The organism is Nocardia sp. NPDC056541 (assembly GCF_042794235.1).
In the GTDB taxonomy this organism is placed as follows: Bacteria; Actinomycetota; Actinomycetes; order Mycobacteriales; family Mycobacteriaceae; genus Nocardia.
The window spans coordinates 76,397-97,352 of the sequence record NZ_JBHTUD010000012.1 but is presented as its reverse complement, the minus strand read 5'-3'; the positions used below and the strand labels follow the sequence as shown (position 1 = coordinate 97,352).

17 protein-coding genes are annotated in these 20,956 nt (G+C 66.3%); 7 read left to right on the top strand and 10 right to left on the bottom strand.

Features of this window, described 5'->3' with window-relative positions:
- Positions 1–16 precede the first annotated feature (16 nt).
- Complete coding sequence (locus tag ACFQ9R_RS21780; RefSeq protein WP_378992813.1) at positions 17–796, bottom strand: IclR family transcriptional regulator; 780 nt, start codon at positions 794–796, stop codon at positions 17–19.
- 254 nt (positions 797–1,050) lie between these two features.
- Between ACFQ9R_RS21780 and ACFQ9R_RS21775 the strand changes: the two genes are divergently transcribed.
- A complete protein-coding gene (locus tag ACFQ9R_RS21775; RefSeq protein WP_378992811.1) occupies positions 1,051–1,797 on the top strand; it encodes a CoA transferase subunit A in 747 nt (248 codons plus the stop codon).
- Positions 1,794–2,447 carry a CoA transferase subunit B gene (locus ACFQ9R_RS21770; RefSeq protein ID WP_378992809.1) on the top strand — a complete coding sequence of 218 codons (654 nt, stop codon included), beginning with the start codon at positions 1,794–1,796 and terminating at the stop codon, positions 2,445–2,447. Before ACFQ9R_RS21775 ends, ACFQ9R_RS21770 begins: the two co-directional genes overlap by 4 nt.
- Before the next feature lie 77 nt (positions 2,448–2,524).
- On the opposite strand, the gene ACFQ9R_RS21765 is transcribed toward ACFQ9R_RS21770, so the two are convergent.
- Both ACFQ9R_RS21765 and ACFQ9R_RS21760 read right to left on the bottom strand, forming a co-directional pair.
- Positions 2,525–3,151 (bottom strand): TetR/AcrR family transcriptional regulator, encoded by a 627-nt coding sequence (locus ACFQ9R_RS21765; protein ID WP_378992807.1) that lies wholly within the window; start codon positions 3,149–3,151, stop codon positions 2,525–2,527.
- Between the two features lie 76 nt (positions 3,152–3,227).
- A complete protein-coding gene (locus ACFQ9R_RS21760) occupies positions 3,228–4,106 on the bottom strand; it encodes a hypothetical protein (protein ID WP_378992806.1) in 879 nt (292 codons plus the stop codon).
- Between the two features lie 173 nt (positions 4,107–4,279).
- Between ACFQ9R_RS21760 and ACFQ9R_RS21755 the strand changes: the two genes are divergently transcribed.
- The gene (locus tag ACFQ9R_RS21755) at positions 4,280–5,071 is read left to right on the top strand and encodes a hypothetical protein (RefSeq protein ID WP_378992804.1); all 792 of its coding nucleotides are present in this window, start codon (positions 4,280–4,282) and stop codon (positions 5,069–5,071) included.
- Positions 5,072–5,153: 82 nt separating this feature from the next.
- Here the strand turns inward: ACFQ9R_RS21755 and ACFQ9R_RS21750 are convergent, their stop codons facing one another.
- The gene (locus ACFQ9R_RS21750) at positions 5,154–7,418 is read right to left on the bottom strand and encodes a SulP family inorganic anion transporter (protein WP_378992803.1); all 2,265 of its coding nucleotides are present in this window, start codon (positions 7,416–7,418) and stop codon (positions 5,154–5,156) included.
- A gap of 438 nt (positions 7,419–7,856) precedes the next feature.
- On the bottom strand, positions 7,857–9,071 hold the full coding sequence (locus ACFQ9R_RS21745; RefSeq protein WP_378992802.1) for an MFS transporter: 1,215 nt from the start codon (positions 9,069–9,071) through the stop codon (positions 7,857–7,859).
- A 238-nt stretch (positions 9,072–9,309) separates the two neighbouring features.
- On the opposite strand from ACFQ9R_RS21745, the gene ACFQ9R_RS21740 reads away from it, so the two are divergent.
- The 4 genes from ACFQ9R_RS21740 to ACFQ9R_RS21725 all read left to right on the top strand — a co-directional run bounded on the left by ACFQ9R_RS21740 (position 9,310) and on the right by ACFQ9R_RS21725 (position 14,638).
- Positions 9,310–11,199 carry a TetR/AcrR family transcriptional regulator gene (locus ACFQ9R_RS21740; RefSeq protein ID WP_378992801.1) on the top strand — a complete coding sequence of 630 codons (1,890 nt, stop codon included), beginning with the start codon at positions 9,310–9,312 and terminating at the stop codon, positions 11,197–11,199.
- 192 nt (positions 11,200–11,391) lie between these two features.
- A complete protein-coding gene (locus tag ACFQ9R_RS21735) occupies positions 11,392–13,227 on the top strand; it encodes an acyl-CoA dehydrogenase (protein ID WP_378993006.1) in 1,836 nt (611 codons plus the stop codon).
- Between the two features lie 85 nt (positions 13,228–13,312).
- Positions 13,313–13,900 (top strand): TetR/AcrR family transcriptional regulator, encoded by a 588-nt coding sequence (locus ACFQ9R_RS21730; protein WP_378992799.1) that lies wholly within the window; start codon positions 13,313–13,315, stop codon positions 13,898–13,900.
- Between the two features lie 9 nt (positions 13,901–13,909).
- On the top strand, positions 13,910–14,638 hold the full coding sequence (locus ACFQ9R_RS21725; RefSeq protein ID WP_378993005.1) for a TetR/AcrR family transcriptional regulator: 729 nt from the start codon (positions 13,910–13,912) through the stop codon (positions 14,636–14,638).
- 34 nt (positions 14,639–14,672) lie between these two features.
- Here ACFQ9R_RS21725 and ACFQ9R_RS21720 read toward each other — a convergent pair whose 3' ends face one another.
- From ACFQ9R_RS21720 to ACFQ9R_RS21700, 5 genes are read right to left on the bottom strand one after another with little or no spacing between them, the layout of a single operon-like run.
- Positions 14,673–16,130: an NAD-dependent succinate-semialdehyde dehydrogenase gene (locus ACFQ9R_RS21720; protein WP_378992798.1), complete on the bottom strand. Its 1,458-nt coding sequence runs from the start codon at positions 16,128–16,130 to the stop codon at positions 14,673–14,675.
- Positions 16,127–17,122 (bottom strand): alpha/beta hydrolase, encoded by a 996-nt coding sequence (locus ACFQ9R_RS21715; RefSeq protein WP_378992797.1) that lies wholly within the window; start codon positions 17,120–17,122, stop codon positions 16,127–16,129. The genes ACFQ9R_RS21720 and ACFQ9R_RS21715 overlap by 4 nt, the downstream gene beginning before the upstream one ends.
- Positions 17,119–18,576 carry a flavin-containing monooxygenase gene (locus ACFQ9R_RS21710; RefSeq protein ID WP_378992796.1) on the bottom strand — a complete coding sequence of 486 codons (1,458 nt, stop codon included), beginning with the start codon at positions 18,574–18,576 and terminating at the stop codon, positions 17,119–17,121. Before ACFQ9R_RS21710 ends, ACFQ9R_RS21715 begins: the two co-directional genes overlap by 4 nt.
- Complete coding sequence (locus ACFQ9R_RS21705) at positions 18,573–19,688, bottom strand: alcohol dehydrogenase catalytic domain-containing protein (protein WP_378992795.1); 1,116 nt, start codon at positions 19,686–19,688, stop codon at positions 18,573–18,575. The genes ACFQ9R_RS21710 and ACFQ9R_RS21705 overlap by 4 nt, the downstream gene beginning before the upstream one ends.
- Complete coding sequence (locus ACFQ9R_RS21700) at positions 19,685–20,926, bottom strand: MFS transporter (protein WP_378992793.1); 1,242 nt, start codon at positions 20,924–20,926, stop codon at positions 19,685–19,687. The genes ACFQ9R_RS21705 and ACFQ9R_RS21700 overlap by 4 nt, the downstream gene beginning before the upstream one ends.
- Positions 20,927–20,956: the final 30 nt, after the last annotated feature.

The window sequence follows — 20,956 nt, the reverse complement described above, 5'->3', positions numbered from 1 at the left end:
CTCTTCCTCGTAGGTGTCAGGTGGTGGATCGGATCCGGGTGAGGTCGCGCTCGATCGCGGCACCGGTCTCGAGCAGGGCGGGAACCAGGGAGTCGCGCACCTCGCCGAGCGTGTATCGGGCGGCCTGGGTGGAGATGTTCACCGCGGCGACGACCACACCGTGCTGGTCGCGCACGGGCGCCGCCATCGACCGCAGACCGTGCTCGAGTTCCTGGTCGACGACGCAGTAGCCATCTGCGCGGACTTGGGCCAGCTCGGCGCGCAGTTGTCGTTTCGTGGTGACCGTCATGTCGGTGAGGGGCGTCAAGTCGACCTTCGCCAGGTAGTTCTCCAGCGCGTCGGTGTCGAGGTCGGCGAGCAGGACCCGGCCCATCGAGGTGGCGTAGGCGGGGAAACGGGTCCCGATGTTGATCGACACGGTCATGATCCGGCTGACGGGGACACGGGCCACGTAGACGATGTCGGTGCCGTCCAAAATCGACACCGAGGTCGACTCACGAACCTTCTCGGCCAGCGCCTCGAGGTGCGGGCCCGCCAGATCGGGCAGGCTCAGGCTGGACAAGAAGCTGTACCCGAGCTCGAGCACGCGCGGCGTGAGCCAGAACTGGTTTCCGTCCGAGCGCACATAGCCGAGCTCGACCAGGGTGAGCAGGAAACGCCGGGCGGTGGCCCGGGTCAGATCGGTGGCCTGGGCGACCTCGCTGAGGGTGCGCCGTGGATGCTCCGCATCGAAGGCCCGAATGACGGCGAGGCCGCGCGCGAGGGACTGCACGTAATCCGGCGACGGTTCTGTCATGGCTGCCGTAACTCCTTCTCCCACTGGGCCCGATGGCGTCCACCCCGCGGCGAACGTCGGTGCACCGAGCCGGGCCCGAGGCTACGTCGCGACGGCCCGGCACGAGGCTCGGCATGCACGAAGAACACTTGTTCATGATGCGAACACAAGTCCGTATTGCGAACACGCTACGTCCACAACTCCGGCCTACGCAAGTGTTCGCTATGCGAACGTGAGTGCGTATTGCGAACATCTCGGCTAGCATCGCTGGCGTGATGGACAAAGTCATTGCGACGGCCGCCGAGGCCGTCGCCGATATTCAGGACGGCGCGTCGTTCGCGGTCGGCGGATTCGGCCTGGTCGGCGTGCCGCAGGTACTCATCGACGCCGTACTCGCCCACGGCGCCACCGATCTCGAGGTCGTCAGCAACAACTGCGGCACCGCTGGCGTCGGATTGGGCGTGCTCCTCGAAGCGCGCCGGATCCGCCGCACGACCAGCTCCTACGTCGGATCGAACGCGGAGTTCGCACGTCAGTTCCTCGCCGGCGAGCTCGAAGTGGAACTGACGCCGCAGGGCACCCTGGCCGAGCGGATGCGGGCGGGCGGTGCGGGCATTCCGGCGTTCTATACCCCTGCGGGTGTCGGTACACAGGTCGCCGACGGCGGCCTGCCGCTGCGCTACGACGGCGACGGCGGGATCGCGCTGGCCAGTCCCCCGAAGGAGACGCGGGTGTTCGGCGGGGTGCACTATGTGCTCGAACACGCGATCGTCACCGATTTCGCGCTGGTCCACGCCTGGAAGGGCGACCGTCACGGCAACCTCGTCTACCGGCGCAGCGCGCGCAACTTCAATCCGCCCGCTGCCACGGCGGGCCGGATCACCATCGCCCAGGTCGAGCAGTTGGTGGAGCCGGGCGAACTGGATCCGGACGAAGTACACACCCCCGGCATCCATGTGCAGCGCGTGGTGCACGTGGGCGCAGTCGAGGTCGGAATCGAGAACAGGACGGTGCGCGCATGACGTGGACACGCCAGGAGTTGGCGGCCCGGGTGGCTGCCGAGCTCAGTGACGGCCAGTACGTCAACCTCGGTATCGGGATGCCGACGTTGGTGCCGAACTACCTGCCCGAGGATGTCACGGTCGTACTGCATTCGGAGAACGGCGTCCTGGGCGTCGGGCCCTACCCGACCGAGGACGAAGTCGATCCCGAGCTGATCAACGCGGGCAAGGAGACGATCACCGTCCTGCCCGGTGCCTCCTACTTCGACTCGTCGCAGTCCTTCGGGATGATCCGCGGCGGCTGCGTCGACGTCGCCGTGCTGGGCGCGATGCAGGTCAGCGCCCACGGTGACCTGGCGAACTGGATGATTCCGGGCAAGATGGTCAAAGGCATGGGTGGCGCGATGGACCTGGTCCACGGCGCGAAACGGGTGATCGTGATGATGGAACACCGTTCCCGCAGTGGCGAACCCAAGATCGTCGAGCAGTGCACCCTGCCGCTGACCGGGTTGGGTTGCGTGCACCGGATCATCACCGAGATGGCCGTGCTCGACATCGGCCCCGACGGGCTGACACTTGTCGAAATGGCGCCGGGCGTCAGCGAATCCGACGTTCGAGCCGCCACCGGAGCAGATCTCACGGTCGCGCTCGCCACCGCCCCTGCCCGATGAGATTCGGTGTGAAGCCCACACGGAAGGGGGGTGCGGGCTTCACACCGACTTGATCCGTTCGCGAAGCGTGACTGTCCTCAGGTCCGTTCGCCATGGAGAGCGAGGGTGTCGTCGATGCAGCGTGCGATGAACACGTCGTCGATCGCCTGTTCTCCGACCAAGAGCCTGAAATACAGTGGTGCGGAAAGGGTTTCGAGCACAGCGCGCGGATTCACCGATGCCGGGAGTTCACCGCGCGCCACCGCGTTCGTGATCACCTGGGAGCTGCGCTCGAAGCGATCGTTCCAGAATTTGCGGCGCGCGGCGTCGACCTCCGGATCGGAGGACAGAGCCACGGTGGTGCCCACCAGCCGCGCCATCCCCGGACGCGAGATCAGGTCGGAAACCTGTCCGGCCAGCACCGCCAGATCCGATCGCAAGTTGCCGGTGTCCGGCGCGGGATTACCGACGGCGGCGAGCTCGGTGACCGCCTCGGCGATCAACGCCGTCCGGGTGCCCCAGCGGCGATAGATCGTCGTCTCGGCGACACCGGCGCGGGCCGCGACGTCACCGATGGTCAACCCCTCGATGCCGTGCTCGGTCACCTGCTCCAAGGTCGCGGTCAGAACAGCGTCGCGCACCCGCGCCGAACGTCCCCCGGTCCGCTTACGCGGAGCCGGGGGTGTCACCGACTGTTCGTCGGCATCGAGTCCACTCTGATCCATGGTCCAGTTCTACTCGACGGCCGTGCCGTATGCCCAATGCCGATCGATGGGCCCGGTGCGTCCGGCCCCATCCGGATCAGCGCAGGTATGCCTCGATCCAGTTGCCGAATTCGGTCGCGAGATGCCACTGGTGCTCGCTGATGTACAAACCGGGCACCGCCGCGGGAAACGCGACTTTCAGCTGACTGCGGAACCCACCGCCGGGTTCGTCACGGAACTGATGGCAGACCCCACCGATGAGTTCACCGTCGGCGAGCCTGGCCGCGCCGGCGACCGCGAACGGGTAGGCCGGATCCGCGGCGACCACCACCTTCGCCGGGTCGGTGTACTCGACGAGGAACCGGCTGGCGAGCATGGCCCCACCGGTCACCTCGACGACCTCCTGCCGCCCGTCGGGCATGGTGGCGATGATGTAGTGGTCCGGGCAGGCGTCGGTCCAGAACGCCTGATCGTTGCTCACCCGCGCCCGGTCGAACGTGTCGATGAAGCCCTGCGCGGTGCCACGATCACTGGCGATCTCGACAGTCGACACGGCCCAGCGTCCACCCGAGGCCGCTAGCGTGGCACGGGTGGCGGCCTCGGAGGCGACGAGCTCACCGGCGAGCAGCTCACGCAGTCCGCTGGAGCCGATCAGCACGCGAGCCTGTGCCAGCACCGCTCGGGCGGCGGGGATGTCGTCGACGTCGATCGCGAAGCGGGCGAGCAGTGAGTCGAGTTCACCGGTCAGCAGGCCGACGTAGTCCTTGCGCAGCCGCGCAGCGGCGACCGAGAGCCGCCGCCGTTCCCACTCGACGACCCTGCCCTGCTCGACCAAGCGGCCGTCGATGTATGTCCGCAGTCCGGCTGCCGACGGACCAGGGTCGGCGAAAGTGGTTCCCGCACCGGCATAGGCGACCGCCGCGGTGGCGGCCGTCACCCCGGCGGCACGGACGATGAAGCTTCTTCTGGTCAGCATTGACCAATTCCCTTCGATTTAAAGCCAGTTCAACTTGCGATAACACAGCTTCCGTTACCGCCGTCACGTTGTCAACGGTCTGCGCATAATTAACGCCACACGAACTTGCGTTTCCAGGCGCAGGACGGCAGTCTTAATGCAAGTTTCAATAGCTTTAATGAGAGGTAGTCGACATGGACGATCCCATCGAAATCCGAACATTCCTCGGCGCGGAGAACGTCACACGCCAGCAGGTGCGCGCCTGGGAAGCGCGGCGCGCCGAAGCGGTGCTCAAGAGGTTCGCCGCGCGCCTGGGGCACCGCGGAGTAGCCGAACTCCTGCCCGATTTCACGATCGGCAGGGCGCTCGACGCGCCCCTCGACGTCCAGCGCGAGGCCCTCACTGCCATGAAGACCGAGCTGGGTCACGCGGGGATCTACGCCATGCTCAAGCGCGATCTGGCGATCTCGGACCGGATGGCACGAATCGGGGTCGCCACCAGCCGGGGCCGAGCCAAGTACTCGGTCACCCGCCTCGAAGTCCCCCACTACTCCGCGCAGCGATTCGCCGACTGGTTCAACGACCTGACCATCACCGACGCCGAGGTCGACATGGTGGCCGCCACCCCGGACCACTACCTGTTGCGCGGCCTGCCCGACGGCCGTCAGGAAGTCGTCGAAACAACCGGCGGCTCGCCCACGGCCTCGCGGTTCCTCGTCGACTACACCAGAACCGAAGCGCTGACCATCCCCGTCGCTCCCGACTACCCCATCCAGGTGGCGGGCCAGGCCCTGCTCGACGACGGCCTGGTCATCGGCGGCGTCCGCCACCAGTTCCGCGACCGAGACGGCACTCTCGAAGCCCTACTGACGGTGCAGTTCCCGGGCAATCTGCCCGACCGGCTCATCCACCAGCACCAGTGGCACCTGGCCGACGAGTTCAGCAACTGGATGATCGCCGCGGCCCCGGTCGCGGCGACCGCCTGACACCGAGGACCGCACAGACCGATGCCCGGCCCACCGATATCGGCGGGCCGGGCATCGAATCAGGTGACCGGGTCGGCCGCCCTCAGCCGGGCTGCACTGCGTGCTGGTCGATGAGATACACGCCAGCCGTAGCGATGTCGAAGTACATCCCGGCCAGACGCAGCCGCCCCGCGCGCTCGGCAGCGGCAACGGTGGGGTAGGTCCGCAAGTGCTCGAGTTGTTGGGCCACATTGTGTTTGGCCAGCTCATCGACCGTGCTGCCGAACTGCTCGACCGGTCCGGGACCCAACGCGGGAGCGGAAAGGCCCGCGATCATGCGCGCCACACTGGGTTGCGTCTGCTCGATCCAGTGGTTCAGCCCGGGCAGGTGCCCCGGAGCCCCGGTGAGCGCCGCGGTCATCGCGCCGCACGAGGAGTGCCCGCACACGACGATGTCCTCCACGCCGAGGACTTCGACCGCGAATTCGACGGCCGCGGCCACCGAGCTGTCGGCCACCGAGCCGGGACCTGTCACCGCGTCGCTGACCGGGACGAGGTTGCCGATATTGCGCACCACGAACAGGTCGCCCGGCCCACTGGCGGTGATCATGTTCGGCACGATGCGCGAGTCGGCGCAGGTGATGAGCAGCGTCTTGGGTGCCTGCCCGGTGGAGAGCCGGTTCATCAGCGGGCGCACCGAGGCCGCGGTGTGCGTGCGGTAGGTATCGACACCACGTTGCAGTGACGGGTTGACCGTTGTCGGCGCACCCAGGTCCGACCGGAGTTCGGCGAGCTCGGGCGACTGCCAGTCCGGCCAACCCGCCATCCACGGTGCGGGCGATGCCGCGGCGGTCTTGCGGTGCACGGTCGGCGTGCCGTCCCGTCCGGCGCTCAGCCAGGGGTGGCCGATCTCCTGGACTATCACCAGTCCACCGCCTGCCTCGTAGCTCTCCTGCCAGTCGTTGATCGTCTCGAAGACGCAATGGTCGAGATAGTCCGCGACCAGATCCACGTGCACGACAGCTGCCGGCGGAATCGAGTTCAGCACTGCCGACAGCTTCGGCGTGGACAGGAAGCTGAGCGAGCCCTCGATCACGAGGTGCCACCCGTCTTCTCGTTCCTCGGCGTGGATACCCGACCACATGGTGCGGTACAGCATCATCACCGCGGCGACAGCCAGACCGAGGAACACGCCCATCATCAGATCGAGCAACACCACCCCGCCGATCGTCGCCAGGTAGACGGGCAGGTCGCCGTGCCTGTGCGCGGTGCGGACGTGCCCGATGTCGACGAGCTTGATGCCAACGTAGACCAGCAGACCCGCCAGCGCTGCCATGGGAATGTTCTGGATCAGACCACCCAGCGCCACGGTGAAGACGAGCACCCAGACCCCGTGCAGCACAGCGGACCAGCGGGTGCGCGCGCCGGCCATCACATTGGTCGAGCTACGCACGATTACGCCGGTGACGGGCAGTCCGCCGACCGCGCCGCAGGCGATATTGGAGATGCCCTGCCCGATGAGTTCCCGGTTCAGATCGGCCCGCGGGCCCCGGTGCAGCTTGTCGACAGCGACAGCGGAGAGCAGGTTCTCCACGCTGGCGATGAGCGCCACCGACAGCACCCCGATCAGGAACGCACCGAGCTCGGATCCGGGCAGACGCGGCGCGAACGACAGTGCGGCAAGCGGGTTTCCGGGAATATCGACCCGCCCGACCGGCAGGTCGGCCAGGGTCGAGACCAGCGTGACGAGCACGATCGCGACCAGCGGTCCCGGGACCCGGCGCACCGTCGCGGGCAGCTTCGGCCACAGCAGCAGGATGGCGAACGTGAACAACCCGACGACAACTTCCCACAGCGGGGCGGCGACGAGGTCGCCGACCATCGAGGCCAGATTCTCGATCGGCGAGCTCTTAGCCTTCGACCCGAGAATCACGTGCACCTGACCGAGGACGATGGTGACGCCGATACCGGCCAGCATGGCGTGCACCACCGCCGGTGAGATCGCCAGCGCGACATGGGCGACACGACTGAGCCCCAGCAGGATCTGCAAGCCACCCGCGATGACAGTGATGGCGCACATCGCCGCCCAGCCCAGATCGGTGATCAATCCCGCCACGACGACGACCATTCCCGCAGCGGGACCACTGACCATCAGCGGAGATCCGCCGAGAAGCCCGCCAAGGACGCCGGCGATCACCGAGGAGATCAGCCCGCTGTAGACCGGGGCACCCGAGGCCAGCGCGATGCCGAGGCACAGTGGTACCGCGACCAGGAAGACCACGATCGACGACGGCAGGTCGAACTTCACCACCTCGCGCCAGCCGGATCTCACAGCATCCGGACCCGAGCGCGTTTCTGTTGCTTGCATGAATAACTTCCTCTCGGTCGACGGCCGACCGCTCGCACCGTCATCCCTATTTGCGCTGAATCCCCTCCACCAAGAAGATCGGAGAAAACCGAACATCTGGATAACGGAACAATAACCCCAACCAGCTTCATTCGGTACGTCAGATATGTAAACAATAGTGTCAGGCTGATTCTTGGGAAATTACTTCATCACAATCCAAAACAAAGGTGCCGACAGTCACAAGGCCCAGCTTCAGCACATTGAATAATGTACTTATGCAGATTCTTCACATGAACAATTACCAGCTCACATGGCTTTTTGGAGTGCCGTTCAGGCGAAGACAAACAACTAAAGCCCGTTTCCGGAGCTTCTGGAAACGGGCATCGCGTCCGATATCTACGCACACCGAACGCCTGTTTTAGATTTTGCGTCGAGCAGAATCTTTCGATCGCCGCGAGATTATTTCTCGGGCGCGCGCCGGGCGGCGATGACGGTAGTAACCAAGGCCAGAACCGCCACTACAACAATGGCTCCGTCCAGGGTCGTACCCGCAGTGCGCAATCCCCAATGATTCGCGGCGAGCCCTTGTCCGATGACCGGAATCGACGTAGCGAGATAAGCGACGACAAAATAGGCCGAGACCACTTCCGCGCGTCGAGTCTCCGAGACCGCGTCGAGCAGGGCGACGACCCCCTTACTGAACGACAAGCCCTGACCGATGCCGCAGAACGCCGCACCCATCACCATGAGCGCGAACGCCTGGGCGGCCAGCGCGGCGATGAGAACCAGCCCACCCACCGCGAGCAGCGCGCAGCCGATGACGATCGCGACCGGCGTCGACATCCCACGACCGATGATCTGCGCCGAGGCCGAACACAGGAACAGGGTGGCGATCACGAGCGCGGTGATCGCGTGGTTGTCGATGCCGATGACATGGACCAGGAACGACGGGGCGATGGCGCTGAACGATCCCATGACCGCGAAGCCCGCCCCGGCCGCCAGCGCCGCACGGGCGAAGGTGGCGCGCGCTTCGGCGGGCACCACCGGCTTCTGCATTCTCGGTCGGGCCCGGCTGGTCACCTCGACCGGTTCGGCGATGAACCACACGCCCACCGCCGCCGCTGTCAGCAGGATCAAGTCGATGACGAAGGGGCTGCGCAGCGGCGTCGAACCGTACTCCGCGATCAGACCACCGGCCAGGACTCCGAGCCCGAGCCCACCGATGTTCGCCGCAGTGGCCACCGCGGCGGCGCGGTGACGCCACGAAACCGGAGCCGTGTCGATGACGGCAGCGGTGGCAGCGCCCGCGTAGATGCCCGCCGAAATACCCGATAGCAGTCGCGCACCCATCAGCTGCCAGACCGGTCCCGCGGTCAGGAACACCACCGCACCGACAGCAGAGAAAGCGATGCCCGCGAGAAGTAGTGGGCGGCGGCCGAATTGATCGGACCAGCGGCCGAACAAGATCAGCGCCGCGACGACCCCCAGTGCGTAGGCCGCGAAGATGGTGGTGGTGGTGAGCACGTCGAACCCCATGTGCTCGGCATAGAGCGCGTACAGCGGGGTGGGCAGCGTGGTGCCCATCATGACGACCATGAAGGCGAAGACCGTGATGACGAAAGCGAGTGGGCCCGCCCGTCGCGTCGTCGCGGTGTCCGCCGCGGATGCAACCATGACCAGCCCTGCCTCTCTGTGCGATCGATCGTTAACGCCATAACCAATTGCGTTAAGACTGTCCTCTGTTCCGAGCAAGCACAAGGGCTCGCATCTCACGCACCGCTGGCGGGGACAGGGCGAGCCAGAGGCAGTATTGTGAATACGCGAGTATCCATAATATGCGTGAGCAGGGGCGCAGCACCGCACGGCACACATGGCACAGGGACCGACAGCATGGCGACCGAATGGAGAAGTGGTGGCGAGAATCACGCCGGCAGCCCGCAGCTACGCGGGCCTGACGGCCGACGAGCGGCGGACCGAGCGGCGGCACCGCCTTCGGCACACAGCCGTCGAAGCCTTCGCCACCGGACCCGGCTATCGCGACGTCCGACTGGCCGAACTCTGCCGAACCGCGGGGTTGTCGACCCGGCAGTTCTACCAGGAGTACAACACCCTCGAAGACCTGCTGAGTGAACTGTTCCTACACGTGAACGACACCGCTGAACAGCGCGTCCTCGACGCGTCCCGACAGACAGTGGGTCGACCGCTGCGCGAGCGGGCGGCGGCGATACTCGTTGCCTACCTCTCGTACTTCACCGCCGATCGCCGCTGGGCCCGGGTCGCGTTCGTCGAAATAGTGGGAGTCAGCGAGCGGATGGATCTGCAACGCCTGCAGGTCCGTTCGCGCTGGCTGGACCAGCTGTGCGACACGTTCGACAGTTTCGCCTCCGACGGTGAGATCGCCCCGGACGACTTCCGGCTCAGCGCCACCACGTTCGCGGGCGCGGTCAACGGATTGATGCACGACTGGGCGATCGGCTGGATCGATGCCACCCCGGAGCAGCTCGCCGACAGCCTGCAGCGCATCCTCTTCGGAATTCTGGGCGCGCCGGGCCCGAAGCAATCGCAGGTGGACCCGCCCAGCGCCGAGCAGACATCGGTTCGCCGCAGACCACGCAACCGCAGGGAGATCATTCTGCGCACGGCCGCGACCGCGTTCGCCGAGCGCGGCTTCCACCGCACCTCGATGACCGACATCGCCTCGGCCACCGGCGTCACCCACGCCGCGGTCTATCGACACTTCCGCACGAAGCAGGAGCTCCTCGGTTCCTGCCTGCGTGAAAGTCTCGACCTGATCATCTCCCGGATCGATACCGCTCGCGAGAATCCGGGCGATGCCGGTGCGGCACTGCACGAGCTGGTCCGGGTCACGCTGGAGATCCGCGGTGTCGCCCGGCTGTGGCAACTCGAGTTCCGGAGCCTGAGGCCGGTCGACCGCAGCGGCATCCTGTCGCGCGCGGTTCGCCTGACCCAGCGCATCAGAGAGACCGTCGGTCAGCGTCGGCCGGGCCTGGCCCCGAGCGATCTGGAAGCGCTGAGCTGGATCGTTCTGTCCGTGGTGACCAGCCCGTCCAACCATCGCATCCAGCTGCCGACGGATCGATTCGTCGCGACACTCGACGCGGTCCTCGGTGCCGCGGTCGACGTCGATCTTCCCGCCGGCGACGCGCGGACACGGATCATCGAGTCCGGCGACACCGGACCGGACACGCGATCCGAGCCCGACTCCCGGCCGGAGCGAATGATCATCGCCGCGGCACAGCTGTTCGAGGAACGTGGTTTCGGCGCGGTGAGCATCGAGGACATCGGTGCCGCGGTCGGGGTCAGCGGGGCCGCGCTCTATCACCATTTCGCCGGCAAGACCCAACTGCTCAACGAGATCATCGACCGCAACAACGAATGGGTCGAGATCTACGCCCAGCGTGCGCTCGCCGAGGGTACGACGCCGCGGGCATCGCTGCGGCTCCTGCTGCGGTACTACGTGGAATTCGCCATGGATCGCACCGATCTCGTCGGTACGGCGGTCAGCGAGATCGGGCACCTCCCCGACGACGCCGCGGCCAGGTACCGCCGCATCCACCGTGAAGGCAATATCGGCTGGGCACGACTGCTGCAGTCGATTCGCCCTGAACTGGCGATGCCGACCGCCCGGGTGTTGATCCACACGATCACGACCGTGGTCACCGACTCGGTGCGCAACCCCCGGCTCACGCGGCGTGCCGACCTCGCTGACCTGCTGTGCGCTATCGGTGAGCGAATCGCCATGGCCGATGTGCCCTCCTCGCCGATACCGCAGCCGGTCTGATAGTGACTTACCGGCACTGAAAGTGTGAAATCCCAGACCAGTTGGTGATACAGAATGTCCAGCAACCTTATCGCAGAGTTACATAGGTTGCGTGGATCGGATTGCTGCGCGATCATGGCTCCGGCAGCGCGCCGCGCGCCGCGTTTCAGCACCCGCTCGAACGAGGCGGGTCCCGTCGAGAGGGATGACCCGGTGGGCCACTACAAGAGCAACGTTCGTGACCTGGAATTCAATCTGTTCGAGGTGTACGGGCTCGCGACCGTCCTCGACGCGGGCGCCTTCGGCGACCTGGACAGCGACACCGTCCAGATGATGCTGTCCGAGGCGGCCAGGCTGGCGGAGGGACCACTCGCGGACCCGTTTGCCGAAACCGACCGCAATCCACCGGTTTTCACGCCTGCCACCAACTCGGTTCGACTACCGGAACCGTTCAAGAAGGCAGTGCGCGCCTGGCACGAGGCAGGCTGGTGGCGGGTGGCCAAGAGCGAGGCGATCGGGGGCGTGCCCGCACCTTCCATGCTCGCGTGGGCGATCAGCGAGCTGATCCTGGGCGCCCAGCCCGCGGCCTACATGTATCTCGCGGGGCCGACGATGGCGCAGATCCTCACTGGGATCGGGACGCAACAGCAGCAGCGCTGGGCGAGGCACATCGTCGAACGCAACTGGGGCGCGACGATGGTGCTGACCGAACCGGATGCGGGCTCCGACGTCGGCGCGGGCCGCACCACGGCAGGCGAGCAGGAAGACGGATCGTGGCACATCCGGGGCGTGAAGCGATTCATCACTTCCGCCGACTCCGACGACCTGTTCGAAAACATCGTCCATCTGGTCCTGGCGCGCCCGGAAGGAGCCGGGCCGGGAACCAAGGAGCTGAGCCTGTTCATCGTCCCGAAGTTCCACTTCGATGACGACAGCGGCGAGCCCGGCGAGCGCAACGGCGTTTTCGTCACCAACGTCGAACACAAGATGGGCTTGAAGGCCTCGGCCACCTGTGAGCTGACCTTCGGCGGGCACGAGGTACCCGCGGTGGGCTACCTCGTCGGCGACATCCACGACGGCATCGCTCAGATGTTCAAGGTGATCGAGGAAGCCCGAATGATGGTCGGCACCAAAGCTATCGCCACCCTCTCCACCGGGTATCTCAACGCACTCGACTACGCGAAAACCCGGGTCCAAGGCTCGGATCTGGCCCGATCCTTGGACAGGAACGCCCCGAAAGTCACCATCATCAATCACGCCGACGTCCGCCGGTCGCTGATGATGCAGAAGGCCTACACCGAAGGCCTGCGCTCCATCTACCTCTACACAGCGGGCCATCAGGACCAGGTCCTCGCCCGCCAGATCTCCGGCGCCGACGAGAACCTCGCCGAACGCGTCAACGATCTGCTCCTGCCGGTCGTCAAAGGCGTCGGCTCCGAACGTGCCTACCAGTACCTGACCGAGTCCCTGCAAACCTTCGGCGGATCCGGGTTCCTCCAGGACTACCCGATCGAGCAGTACATCCGCGACGCCAAGATCGACTCGCTCTACGAGGGCACCACCGCGATCCAGGCGCAGGACTTCTTCTTCCGCAAGATCGCGCGCGATCGCGGGGTGGCGCTGGCGCACCTGCTCGACCAGGTCCGATCCACCGCCGGGTCCGATGCCGATGGCGGGCGCCTCAAGACCGAGAAGATTCTGCTCGCCCACGCGCTCGAGGACATTCAAGAAGTCGCGGGCGACCTGACCAAACACCTGTTCGCCGGGCGCGCGGAGCCGACCGAGCTCTACCGGATCGGTCTGAATGCCGTGCGTTTTCTGCTGGCCGTCGGCGATCTGCTCGTGGCATGGCGGCTGATCGTCGCCGCCGACATCGCGCTCGCGGCGCTGGACACCGAAGCCGGTCTCGACGAGGCCGAGTTCTACCAGGGCAAGGTCGCCGTCGCCTCGTTCTTCGCCACCACGGTCCTGCCCCACCTGACCGCCGAACGCGCGGTCGTCTCCAGCACCGACCTCGGCGTGATGCGTCTCGACGAATCGGGGTTCTGAACACCAACGCTGTCGGCCGAGTGCACCCGTTCTTCTCGGCCGACAGGCGACGATGAGTGCGAACACGCAGCGGCACAACAAGGTCATGACGCGCAGGATCGCACGCAGAAACCAGCTCCTCGACATCGCACGAGAGGCGTTCGTGGCCAAGGGATACCACGGTGTCACCATGGCCCTGCTCGCTCGCCGGGCCGACGTGACCAAACCTGTGCTCTACGACTACTTCTCCAGCAAACTCGACCTCTACCTGACAGTCGTCCAGTGCATGCTCGACGACTTGGTCGCCACGGTGGACCGAGCACTCGGCTCTGCCGAGACCGATCGGAAGGTCGTCGACAGCACGGTCGCGGTCTTCTTCGACCTGATCGATCACGAGGGCATTTCTAGCCTCACGCTCGTTTTCGGTGGCGGCGTGCCCAGTGAGCCGTCGGTCGAACTGCGAGTCCGCGCAGCACTGTCGAGCTGTGCGGGCGCCATCGCAGAACGACTGTGCCCGCACGACAGCGAGCAGGCACGGGCGCGAATGCTGGCCTTCGGCTTGGTCGGCGCCAGTCTGACCGCTGCCTCGGATTGGCATCGGGCCGGAATGCTCGTACCCAAGCACCACGCGGTGGAAGCGATCAGCACCTTGTGCTGGCACGGACTACACGGCCTCGACATCCGTTCATCATGAAACTAGTTGGTGCACAACATCTTTCGTATGTTTCATATCACCACATTGCCGAGCGGGACACCCTTGCGCCGGGTCCGCCCGGCTTCCAATGTTGAGCACAGGGGGGCCAGTGGTGGAGGTGCAATAGTGGATGAGGAGAAACGTCGGCGGCCCGGCGGACGATCCGCGCGAGTACGGGAATCCGTCATCGACGCGACACTGAAAGTTCTGGCCGACAGGGGGTTGACCGCTTTCGCGGTCGCGGAGGTCGTCGCCCTGTCCCAGGTCCATGAGACAACCATCTACCGACGCTGGGGCTCACGTGAGGACCTCATCGTCGATGCCTTGTCGAGCGCGGCAGGCTTGTCTGTCCAGATCCCCGACACCGGCTCGATTCGCTCCGACCTCGACGAGCTGCTGAACATCGTCAGCGAATGTCTCGGCACACCGACGGGACGGTTACTGAACCAAGCCTTGTCCTTCGGCGGCGACGACCCCCGATGGACCAGGCTGCGAGACGCCCTGTGGGATGCCACGCTGCGACCGATCTACCCGATCACCGAACGCGCGGTCCGCAGGGGCGAGCTGCCGGTCGGCATCGAACCACGAATGTTGCTCGAAACCTTGCTCGCCCCTTTACAGTTGCGGGCCTTGGTACTGAGTGATCCCCTCGATCCGCAGCTGCGAATTCGCTTCATCGACATGATCCTCCACGGCGCCGCGAGTGCGGTCGCCGCGGAGGACGATCCGGACGGATGACCGCAACGATGATCGAAGCGGCAGTCGCGGTGGATCAGTTCGTGAGCGCGATGTATTTGGAGTCGAGGTATTCGTCGATGCCTTCGATGCCGCCTTCGTGTCCGAGGCCGGAGGCTTTGACGCCGCCGAACGGAGCCGCGACATCGGACAGGACTCCCCGATTGACCGCGACCATCCCGGTCTCCAACGCATCGGTGACGCGTAGGGCGCGGCCGAGGTCCCGGGTGTAAAGGTAGGCGGCCAAGCCGTACTCGCTGGCGTTGGCTCGGTCGATCGCTTCGGCTTCGTCGCCGAAACCGGTGACGACCGCGACCGGACCGAAGATCTCCTGGTCGAGAATGTGCGCGCGGACGGGGATCTGGTCAAGGACCGTGGGCGGGTAGAAGAAACCTGGACCAGGCAGCGGTTTGCCGCCGGTTCGTATCCGGGCACCGGCCGCGACCGCTTCGTCGACGAGCCCTGCGACCCTGTCGAGCTGGGCGGCACTGACCAGCGGCCCGACTGCGACGCCTGCCCGATGCCCGGCACCGACGGTCAACGCGGCCATGCGGTCGGTCAGCCGGGCGGTGAATTCCTCGAGCACAGCGTCGGCGACCAGGAAACGGTTGGCGGCCGTGCACGCTTGTCCGCCGTTGCGCATCTTGGCGGCCATCGCACCGTCGACCGCGGCGTCGAGGTCGGCATCGTCGAAGACCAGGAAGGGGGCATTGCCGCCCAGTTCCATCGAGGTGCGCAACACCCCGGAAGCCGCACGGGCGAGCAGAATTCGCCCGACCCGCGTGGAACCGGTGAAGGTCAGCTTCCGCAGGTGGCGGTCGGCGAACAGCGGCGTCGATATCGATGCGGCATCGGAGGTCGGCAGCACCGAGAGGACACCGGCGGGCAGGCCTGCTTCGGCGAAGATCCGTGCCAGCGCCAGCATGGTCAACGGTGTCTCGGCCGCAGGCTTCACGATCACAGTGCAGCCCGCGGCCAGTGCCGGACCGATCTTGCGGGTTCCCATGGCCAATGGGAAGTTCCACGGGGTAATCGCCAGCACCGGCCCTACCGGGGCTTTGGTGACCAGGATCCGGCCGTTGCCTGCCGGTGCGTGCGTGTATCGGCCCTGAACGCGCACCGCTTCCTCACTGAACCAGCGCAAGAACTCCGCGCCGTAGGCGACCTCCGCGCGACTGTCCGGCAGGGCACGTCCCATTTCGGCGGTCATGAGCAACGCGAGATCTTCGGCGCGCTCGGTGACCAACTCCCATGCCCTGCGCAGGATCTGGGAGCGTTCGCGGGGTGCGGTGGCGGCCCAGGGGCGCTGGACTCGATCGGCCGACTCGATGGCCCGCATCGCGTCGATGGCGCGGGCGTCGGCGACGGTGGTCAGGGTGTCGCCGGTGGCCGGGTCGAGGACCGGGTACCGGTAGCCGTCGGTGGCATCGACCGCTGCTCCGTCGATCCATAGACCCTGCGGGGTGTCGGCGATCACTGCTGTTGCGTCGATCATCGTTGTGCTCCTTCGGGTTCACCGGTCGGGGCGAACCCGCGGTCGACCTCCTCATGGGCGATGGCAGCCAGGAAAACGCAGGCTTGATCCAGCACGGCCCGGCCGGTTGCGACCACCCCCGCCGACGTGAACAGGCCGTGCGCGTGCCGGGGCAGATGGATGTGGGTGATCGGCGCTCCGCACGCGGCCAAGGTCGCGGCGTAGTCGATGCCTTCGTCGCAGAGCGGATCGTTGCCGACCGTGGACAAGAAGGTGGGGATCGGGTGTGGGTGCAGGCCGGGGTTGAGGTCCGGTGCGTCCCGTGGTGTCGCGATGCCGCCGAGATAGAGGTCGGTGAACCAGTGCATGGTCGCCGCGGTGAGCGGAAATCCGTGCTGGACACGGTGATAGGAGGCGGTGTCCATGGCGAGGCTGAGTACCGGGTACAGCAACATCTGGGCGCGAACACGGGGACACTCCGCGGCGCTCGCCGCGGCGAGCTGACCACCGGCACTGTCACCGCCGACGATCACCCGTTCGACATCGAGACCGTGCTCGATTCCGTGGTCCATCAGCCACCGGGTCGCGGTGCGCATGTCCTCGACGGCTGCGGGATACGGGTATTCGGGGGCCAAACGGTAGTCGACCGAAACCACCGCCACGTCGGCATGGGCGGCGAGATAACGGCACAGGGTGTCGTGGGTGTCCGGGCTGCCCATCACCCAGCCGCCACCGTGGGCGAACAGCAGGACCGGGCGCGCGGAGCCGACCGGGTAGTTGCTGTACAACCTGATCGGAAGGTCTTGCTCCGCACCGATGTTCATGTCCTCGACGCGAGCCAGCTCGACCCGGAGCAGCCCGTTGCTCGCGCAGCCCGCGGTATAGGATGCGCGCGCGGCCTCGACACCGAGGGTGTCGAACGATGCGCTGCCGTTGTCGCGGAAAGCGCGAATGAGAGCTCGTTGGTCGGCGGCCACGTCGTCGAGGCCGCGATCGGGTGATTCAGTGCTCACGAACGCACCGCTTCGGGTCGCGTCCGCGCCGTCACCAATCGGCGGTAGTCCTCGACGGTGCCGCACCAGTTGTTGATGACCTTGCCGTCGCTGTTCTTGTACCACGACGAGCATTCCGAGGTGAACGCCGAATCCTCGAGCTGCACCTGCAGCCACGCGTTGTACCCGCGGATCGCGTACTCCTCGACATCGATGTTCAGTTCGCTGTAGGCACACAGCCGTTCGACGGATTCGGCGATGAATTCGTGCTGCACTTCGAGCATCGCCACGACCGAGTTGTGATTGAGGTTGGTGTTGGGCCCGTAGACGAGGAACATGTTCGGGAAGCCGTCGACGAGCATGCCCAGATACGCCTCAGGGGTACTGCCCCATCGCTCGTGCAGCGATCGGCCGCCGCGGCCGATGATCGCGGTGTCGCCTTGGAAAGACTGGCTGGCGAATCCGGTGCCGAAGACGACCACATCCAGTGGGTAGAACTCGCCGTTGCCGACGAGCACGCCGTCCGGGGTGAAGCGCAAGATGTTCGCGGTCTCCACGGTGACATTCGGCTGGGTCAGGGCCGGGTAGTAGTCGTCGCTGCGCAGGATGCGCTTGCATCCGAAGTCGTAGCCGGGAGTCAGTACGGCACGCAGATCGGGGTCGGCGACCTGACTTTCCAGATGGCGGCGGGCATCGTCGGCACCGTCGCGTTGGTCGTCTGTTCCGCGCCTGGTTCGATCGAAGCCCGCCTCGCGTTCGTTGTGAATGCGCTCGCGCAGCGCGTGAAAGGTTTCCGGGTCGTTCTGGTGCGTATCGCGTTCGGCGCTGGTGAACACCTGCTGGTTGCGGGGCAGGATGTAGTTCGCCGAACGCTGGAAGACCACCAGCTGCCGTGCCGACGCGGCGATCTCGGGAACGTACTGGACCGCGCTCGCCGCCGCCCCGATGCTCGCGACTCGCTTGCCCGTCAGGTCGGCGGTGTGGTCCCAGCGCGCGGAGTGGAACATGGCGCCGCGGAACGAATCCTGGCCCGTGAAGGTGGGGATGTGCGGTGTGCCGAGCTGCCCCCACGCGGGAATCAGTGCGCGCGTGTGGAACTCGTTGCCGTTCTGGTCGGTCACCACCCAGTGCGACCTCGACTGGTCCCACTGCGCCCGCACGACTCTGGTGCCGAGACGGATGTGGTCGGTGAGTGCGAAGTGCTGCGCGAGATGGTGCAGATAGCTCAGCAACTCGTCGCGGCCCGCGTACATCCGCGACACCGTGAGGTGCGGAAGGTAGCTGTAGCAGTAGATCACCGACTGGGTGTCGCACGCGGCGCCGGGATAGGTGTTGTCGCGCCAGACACCGCCGATCTCGTCGCCTGCTTCCAGCAGACAGAAGTTCCGGATGCCGCGGCGTGTCAGTTGGGCGGCGGCGCCGAGGCCACCGAAACCGGCGCCGATGATGAGCGCGTCGTAGAGGTGTTCGGTCATATGTCGTCTCCGAAGGTGATGATCTGGCGGATCTCGTTGCCGCCTGCCAGGCGGTCCATGGCGGTGTTGATGTCGTCGAGGGCGATGCGCGAGGAGATCAGCCGTTCGACGGGCAGGCGACCTTCTCGCCACAGCCGCTCGTAGCGAGGGATGTCACGGGCGGGATCGGCGGAACCGAGGTAGCTGCCGACCAGGGAATGCGCACGGCTGGTGAGCCGCAACGGCGAGAGGGTGATCTGCGCCTGCGGATCGGGCAGTCCGACCGTGACCGTGGTCCCGCCGACCGCGGTGCACGCGATCGCGGTCTCGAGTGCGCGTGGATGGCCTGCCGCCTCGACGACGATGTCGGCCTCGACTCCGTTGTCGATGGCCTGGGCAGGCGTGAACACGTCGTCCGCGCCGAGCGCTCGGGCGGAGTCGAGTTTGTCGGCGAGGGTGTCGATGCCGATGACACGGCAATCCCGTTGCGCGAGCGCGACCAGCAGCGCGGCCATTCCCACTCCACCCAAACCGACGACGGCGATCGTGTTCCCCGGTACCGGCGCACGCACATTGAGCACGGCACCGCCACCCGTCAGCACCGCGCATCCCAGCACGGCCGCGACCTCGGCGGGAACGTCGTCGCCCACCGGCACCACCGAGCGCCGGTCGACGACGACGTGGGTGGCGAACGCCGACACCCCGAGGTGATGGTGCACAGTCGAGCCGTCGCGGGTCAGGCGGCGACCACCGTCGAGCATGATGCCTTCCGCGTTCGCCGCGGAGCCCGCCGGGCACGGCACACGCCCCGCCGTGTCACAGGCCGCACAGTCGCGGCACCGCGGCAGGAACGTCATCACGACCCGGGTTCCCGGCTCGATGTCCTCGACTCGGGCGCCGACCCGGAGTACCGATCCCGCGGCTTCGTGACCGAGCAGCATCGGCAGCGGCCGTGGCCTGCTTCCGGTGAGCACCGACAGATCCGAGTGACAGACCCCGGCGGCCTCCACCCGGACCAGGACTTCGTTGTCCCGCGGGTCGGCCAGGTCGAGCTCGCACACTCGCAGCGGTCTGGACTGGCTGAACGGAGTGTCGGCTCCCACTTGTTCGAGGACCGCACCACGGATTTTCACAGCTTCACTCCGTCGTCTTCGGCCGAGAACGTGCCGTGGGGCAGAGCAGTCGCCGGGCTGTAGCGCTCGGGCAGCGCGATGACGGCGACGGCCGCGAGCAGGAACAGCCCACCGCAGAGCGCGAAGCCGATGGCGAAACCGGTGGTGCCCGCCAGGTAGCCGAGCAGCAGCGGGGCCAGCGCCGAGATGCCGCGGCCGACGTTGAAGCAGAAGCCCGCACCGGTCGCGCGGAGCTCGGTGGGATACAGCTCGCCGAGATAGCTGCCGAGAATGCCGGTGAACACGGCGAAGAAGGCGTAGGCGGGCCCGAGCACCAGCAGTGTCGTCTCGTTGGCGACCACCACGTAGAGAGGAAGCACCAGGCCGGTCCCGAGCAGCGAGGCGATGAGCGCGCGCTTTCGGCCGACCTTGTCGGCGATGAACCCGAAGACGTTGTACCCCAAGAACATTCCCAGGTTCAGCACACTGATGAACACCGCGACTGTGGTGGCGGGGACCTGACGGTCTTCAGCCAGGAAGGTGGGCAGCCAGGCGCTGGCTCCCCAGAAGCCCAGCAATGCCAGCGAACACACGGTGGTGCCCAGGACCGTGGAGCGAATCAGCGTGCGGCCGAAGATCTCCCGGGTGTTCGCTGTCGGCGCTTCGCCCGCCGCGCGGCGAGCGCTGACGTTGTCGAGCCATTCGCGCGATTCGGGGAAGAACCGCCAGATCAGCACAATCGGCACGATCACGCCGACCCCGGAGACGAAGAACATCGCCCGCCAGTTCGAGGCGTAGGTGCCCGCGATCAGCGCCGCGAGCATGCCACCCACCGGGAACGCGCTCATCACGAACGCGACGGCGCGGCCCCGTTCCCGCTCGGGCCACGACTCGACCACATAGGTCGACACGATCGCCCACACACCGCCCAACCCGAAACCGGCGACCAACCGCGACGCCATGATCCAGCCGAAGCTCGGCATCACCGCCACCGATGCCGTGCACAGACCGAACAGCACCAGGCTGCCCAACAGGGCCGCCTTCCGGCCGTGCTTATCGGCGATCCGGCCGACCGTGACAGAACTGGCGCCGATGCCGAGCAAGGTCGACGTGGCCAAGAGGCCACCCTGCACGACACTGATACCGAGGTCTGCGCGCATCGACGGCAGAGCCAGCGACAGAATGACGATTTCCAGCGCGTCGAACAGATAAGCGGTGAACGATCCGATCAAGATGATCCACCGAACGGGAATATTCATCTAACGACCCCATTGTCAATAAATGTGTGA

What these genes read in the sequence shown, in the direction of transcription:
- ACFQ9R_RS21750 (WP_378992803.1), bottom strand. Translation starts at nt 7,418, where the DNA reads ATGCAAGCAACAGAAACGCGCTCGGGTCCGGATGCTGTGAGATCCGGC.
- ACFQ9R_RS21765 (WP_378992807.1), bottom strand. Translation starts at nt 3,151, where the DNA reads ATGGATCAGAGTGGACTCGATGCCGACGAACAGTCGGTGACACCCCCG.
- ACFQ9R_RS21720 (WP_378992798.1), bottom strand. Translation starts at nt 16,130, where the DNA reads ATGATCGACGCAACAGCAGTGATCGCCGACACCCCGCAGGGTCTATGG.
- ACFQ9R_RS21775 (WP_378992811.1), top strand. Translation starts at nt 1,051, where the DNA reads ATGGACAAAGTCATTGCGACGGCCGCCGAGGCCGTCGCCGATATTCAG.
- ACFQ9R_RS21730 (WP_378992799.1), top strand. Translation starts at nt 13,313, where the DNA reads ATGACGCGCAGGATCGCACGCAGAAACCAGCTCCTCGACATCGCACGA.
- ACFQ9R_RS21710 (WP_378992796.1), bottom strand. Translation starts at nt 18,576, where the DNA reads ATGACCGAACACCTCTACGACGCGCTCATCATCGGCGCCGGTTTCGGT.
- ACFQ9R_RS21745 (WP_378992802.1), bottom strand. Translation starts at nt 9,071, where the DNA reads ATGGTTGCATCCGCGGCGGACACCGCGACGACGCGACGGGCGGGCCCA.
- ACFQ9R_RS21700 (WP_378992793.1), bottom strand. Translation starts at nt 20,926, where the DNA reads ATGAATATTCCCGTTCGGTGGATCATCTTGATCGGATCGTTCACCGCT.
- ACFQ9R_RS21755 (WP_378992804.1), top strand. Translation starts at nt 4,280, where the DNA reads ATGGACGATCCCATCGAAATCCGAACATTCCTCGGCGCGGAGAACGTC.
- ACFQ9R_RS21770 (WP_378992809.1), top strand. Translation starts at nt 1,794, where the DNA reads ATGACGTGGACACGCCAGGAGTTGGCGGCCCGGGTGGCTGCCGAGCTC.
- ACFQ9R_RS21760 (WP_378992806.1), bottom strand. Translation starts at nt 4,106, where the DNA reads ATGCTGACCAGAAGAAGCTTCATCGTCCGTGCCGCCGGGGTGACGGCC.
- ACFQ9R_RS21780 (WP_378992813.1), bottom strand. Translation starts at nt 796, where the DNA reads ATGACAGAACCGTCGCCGGATTACGTGCAGTCCCTCGCGCGCGGCCTC.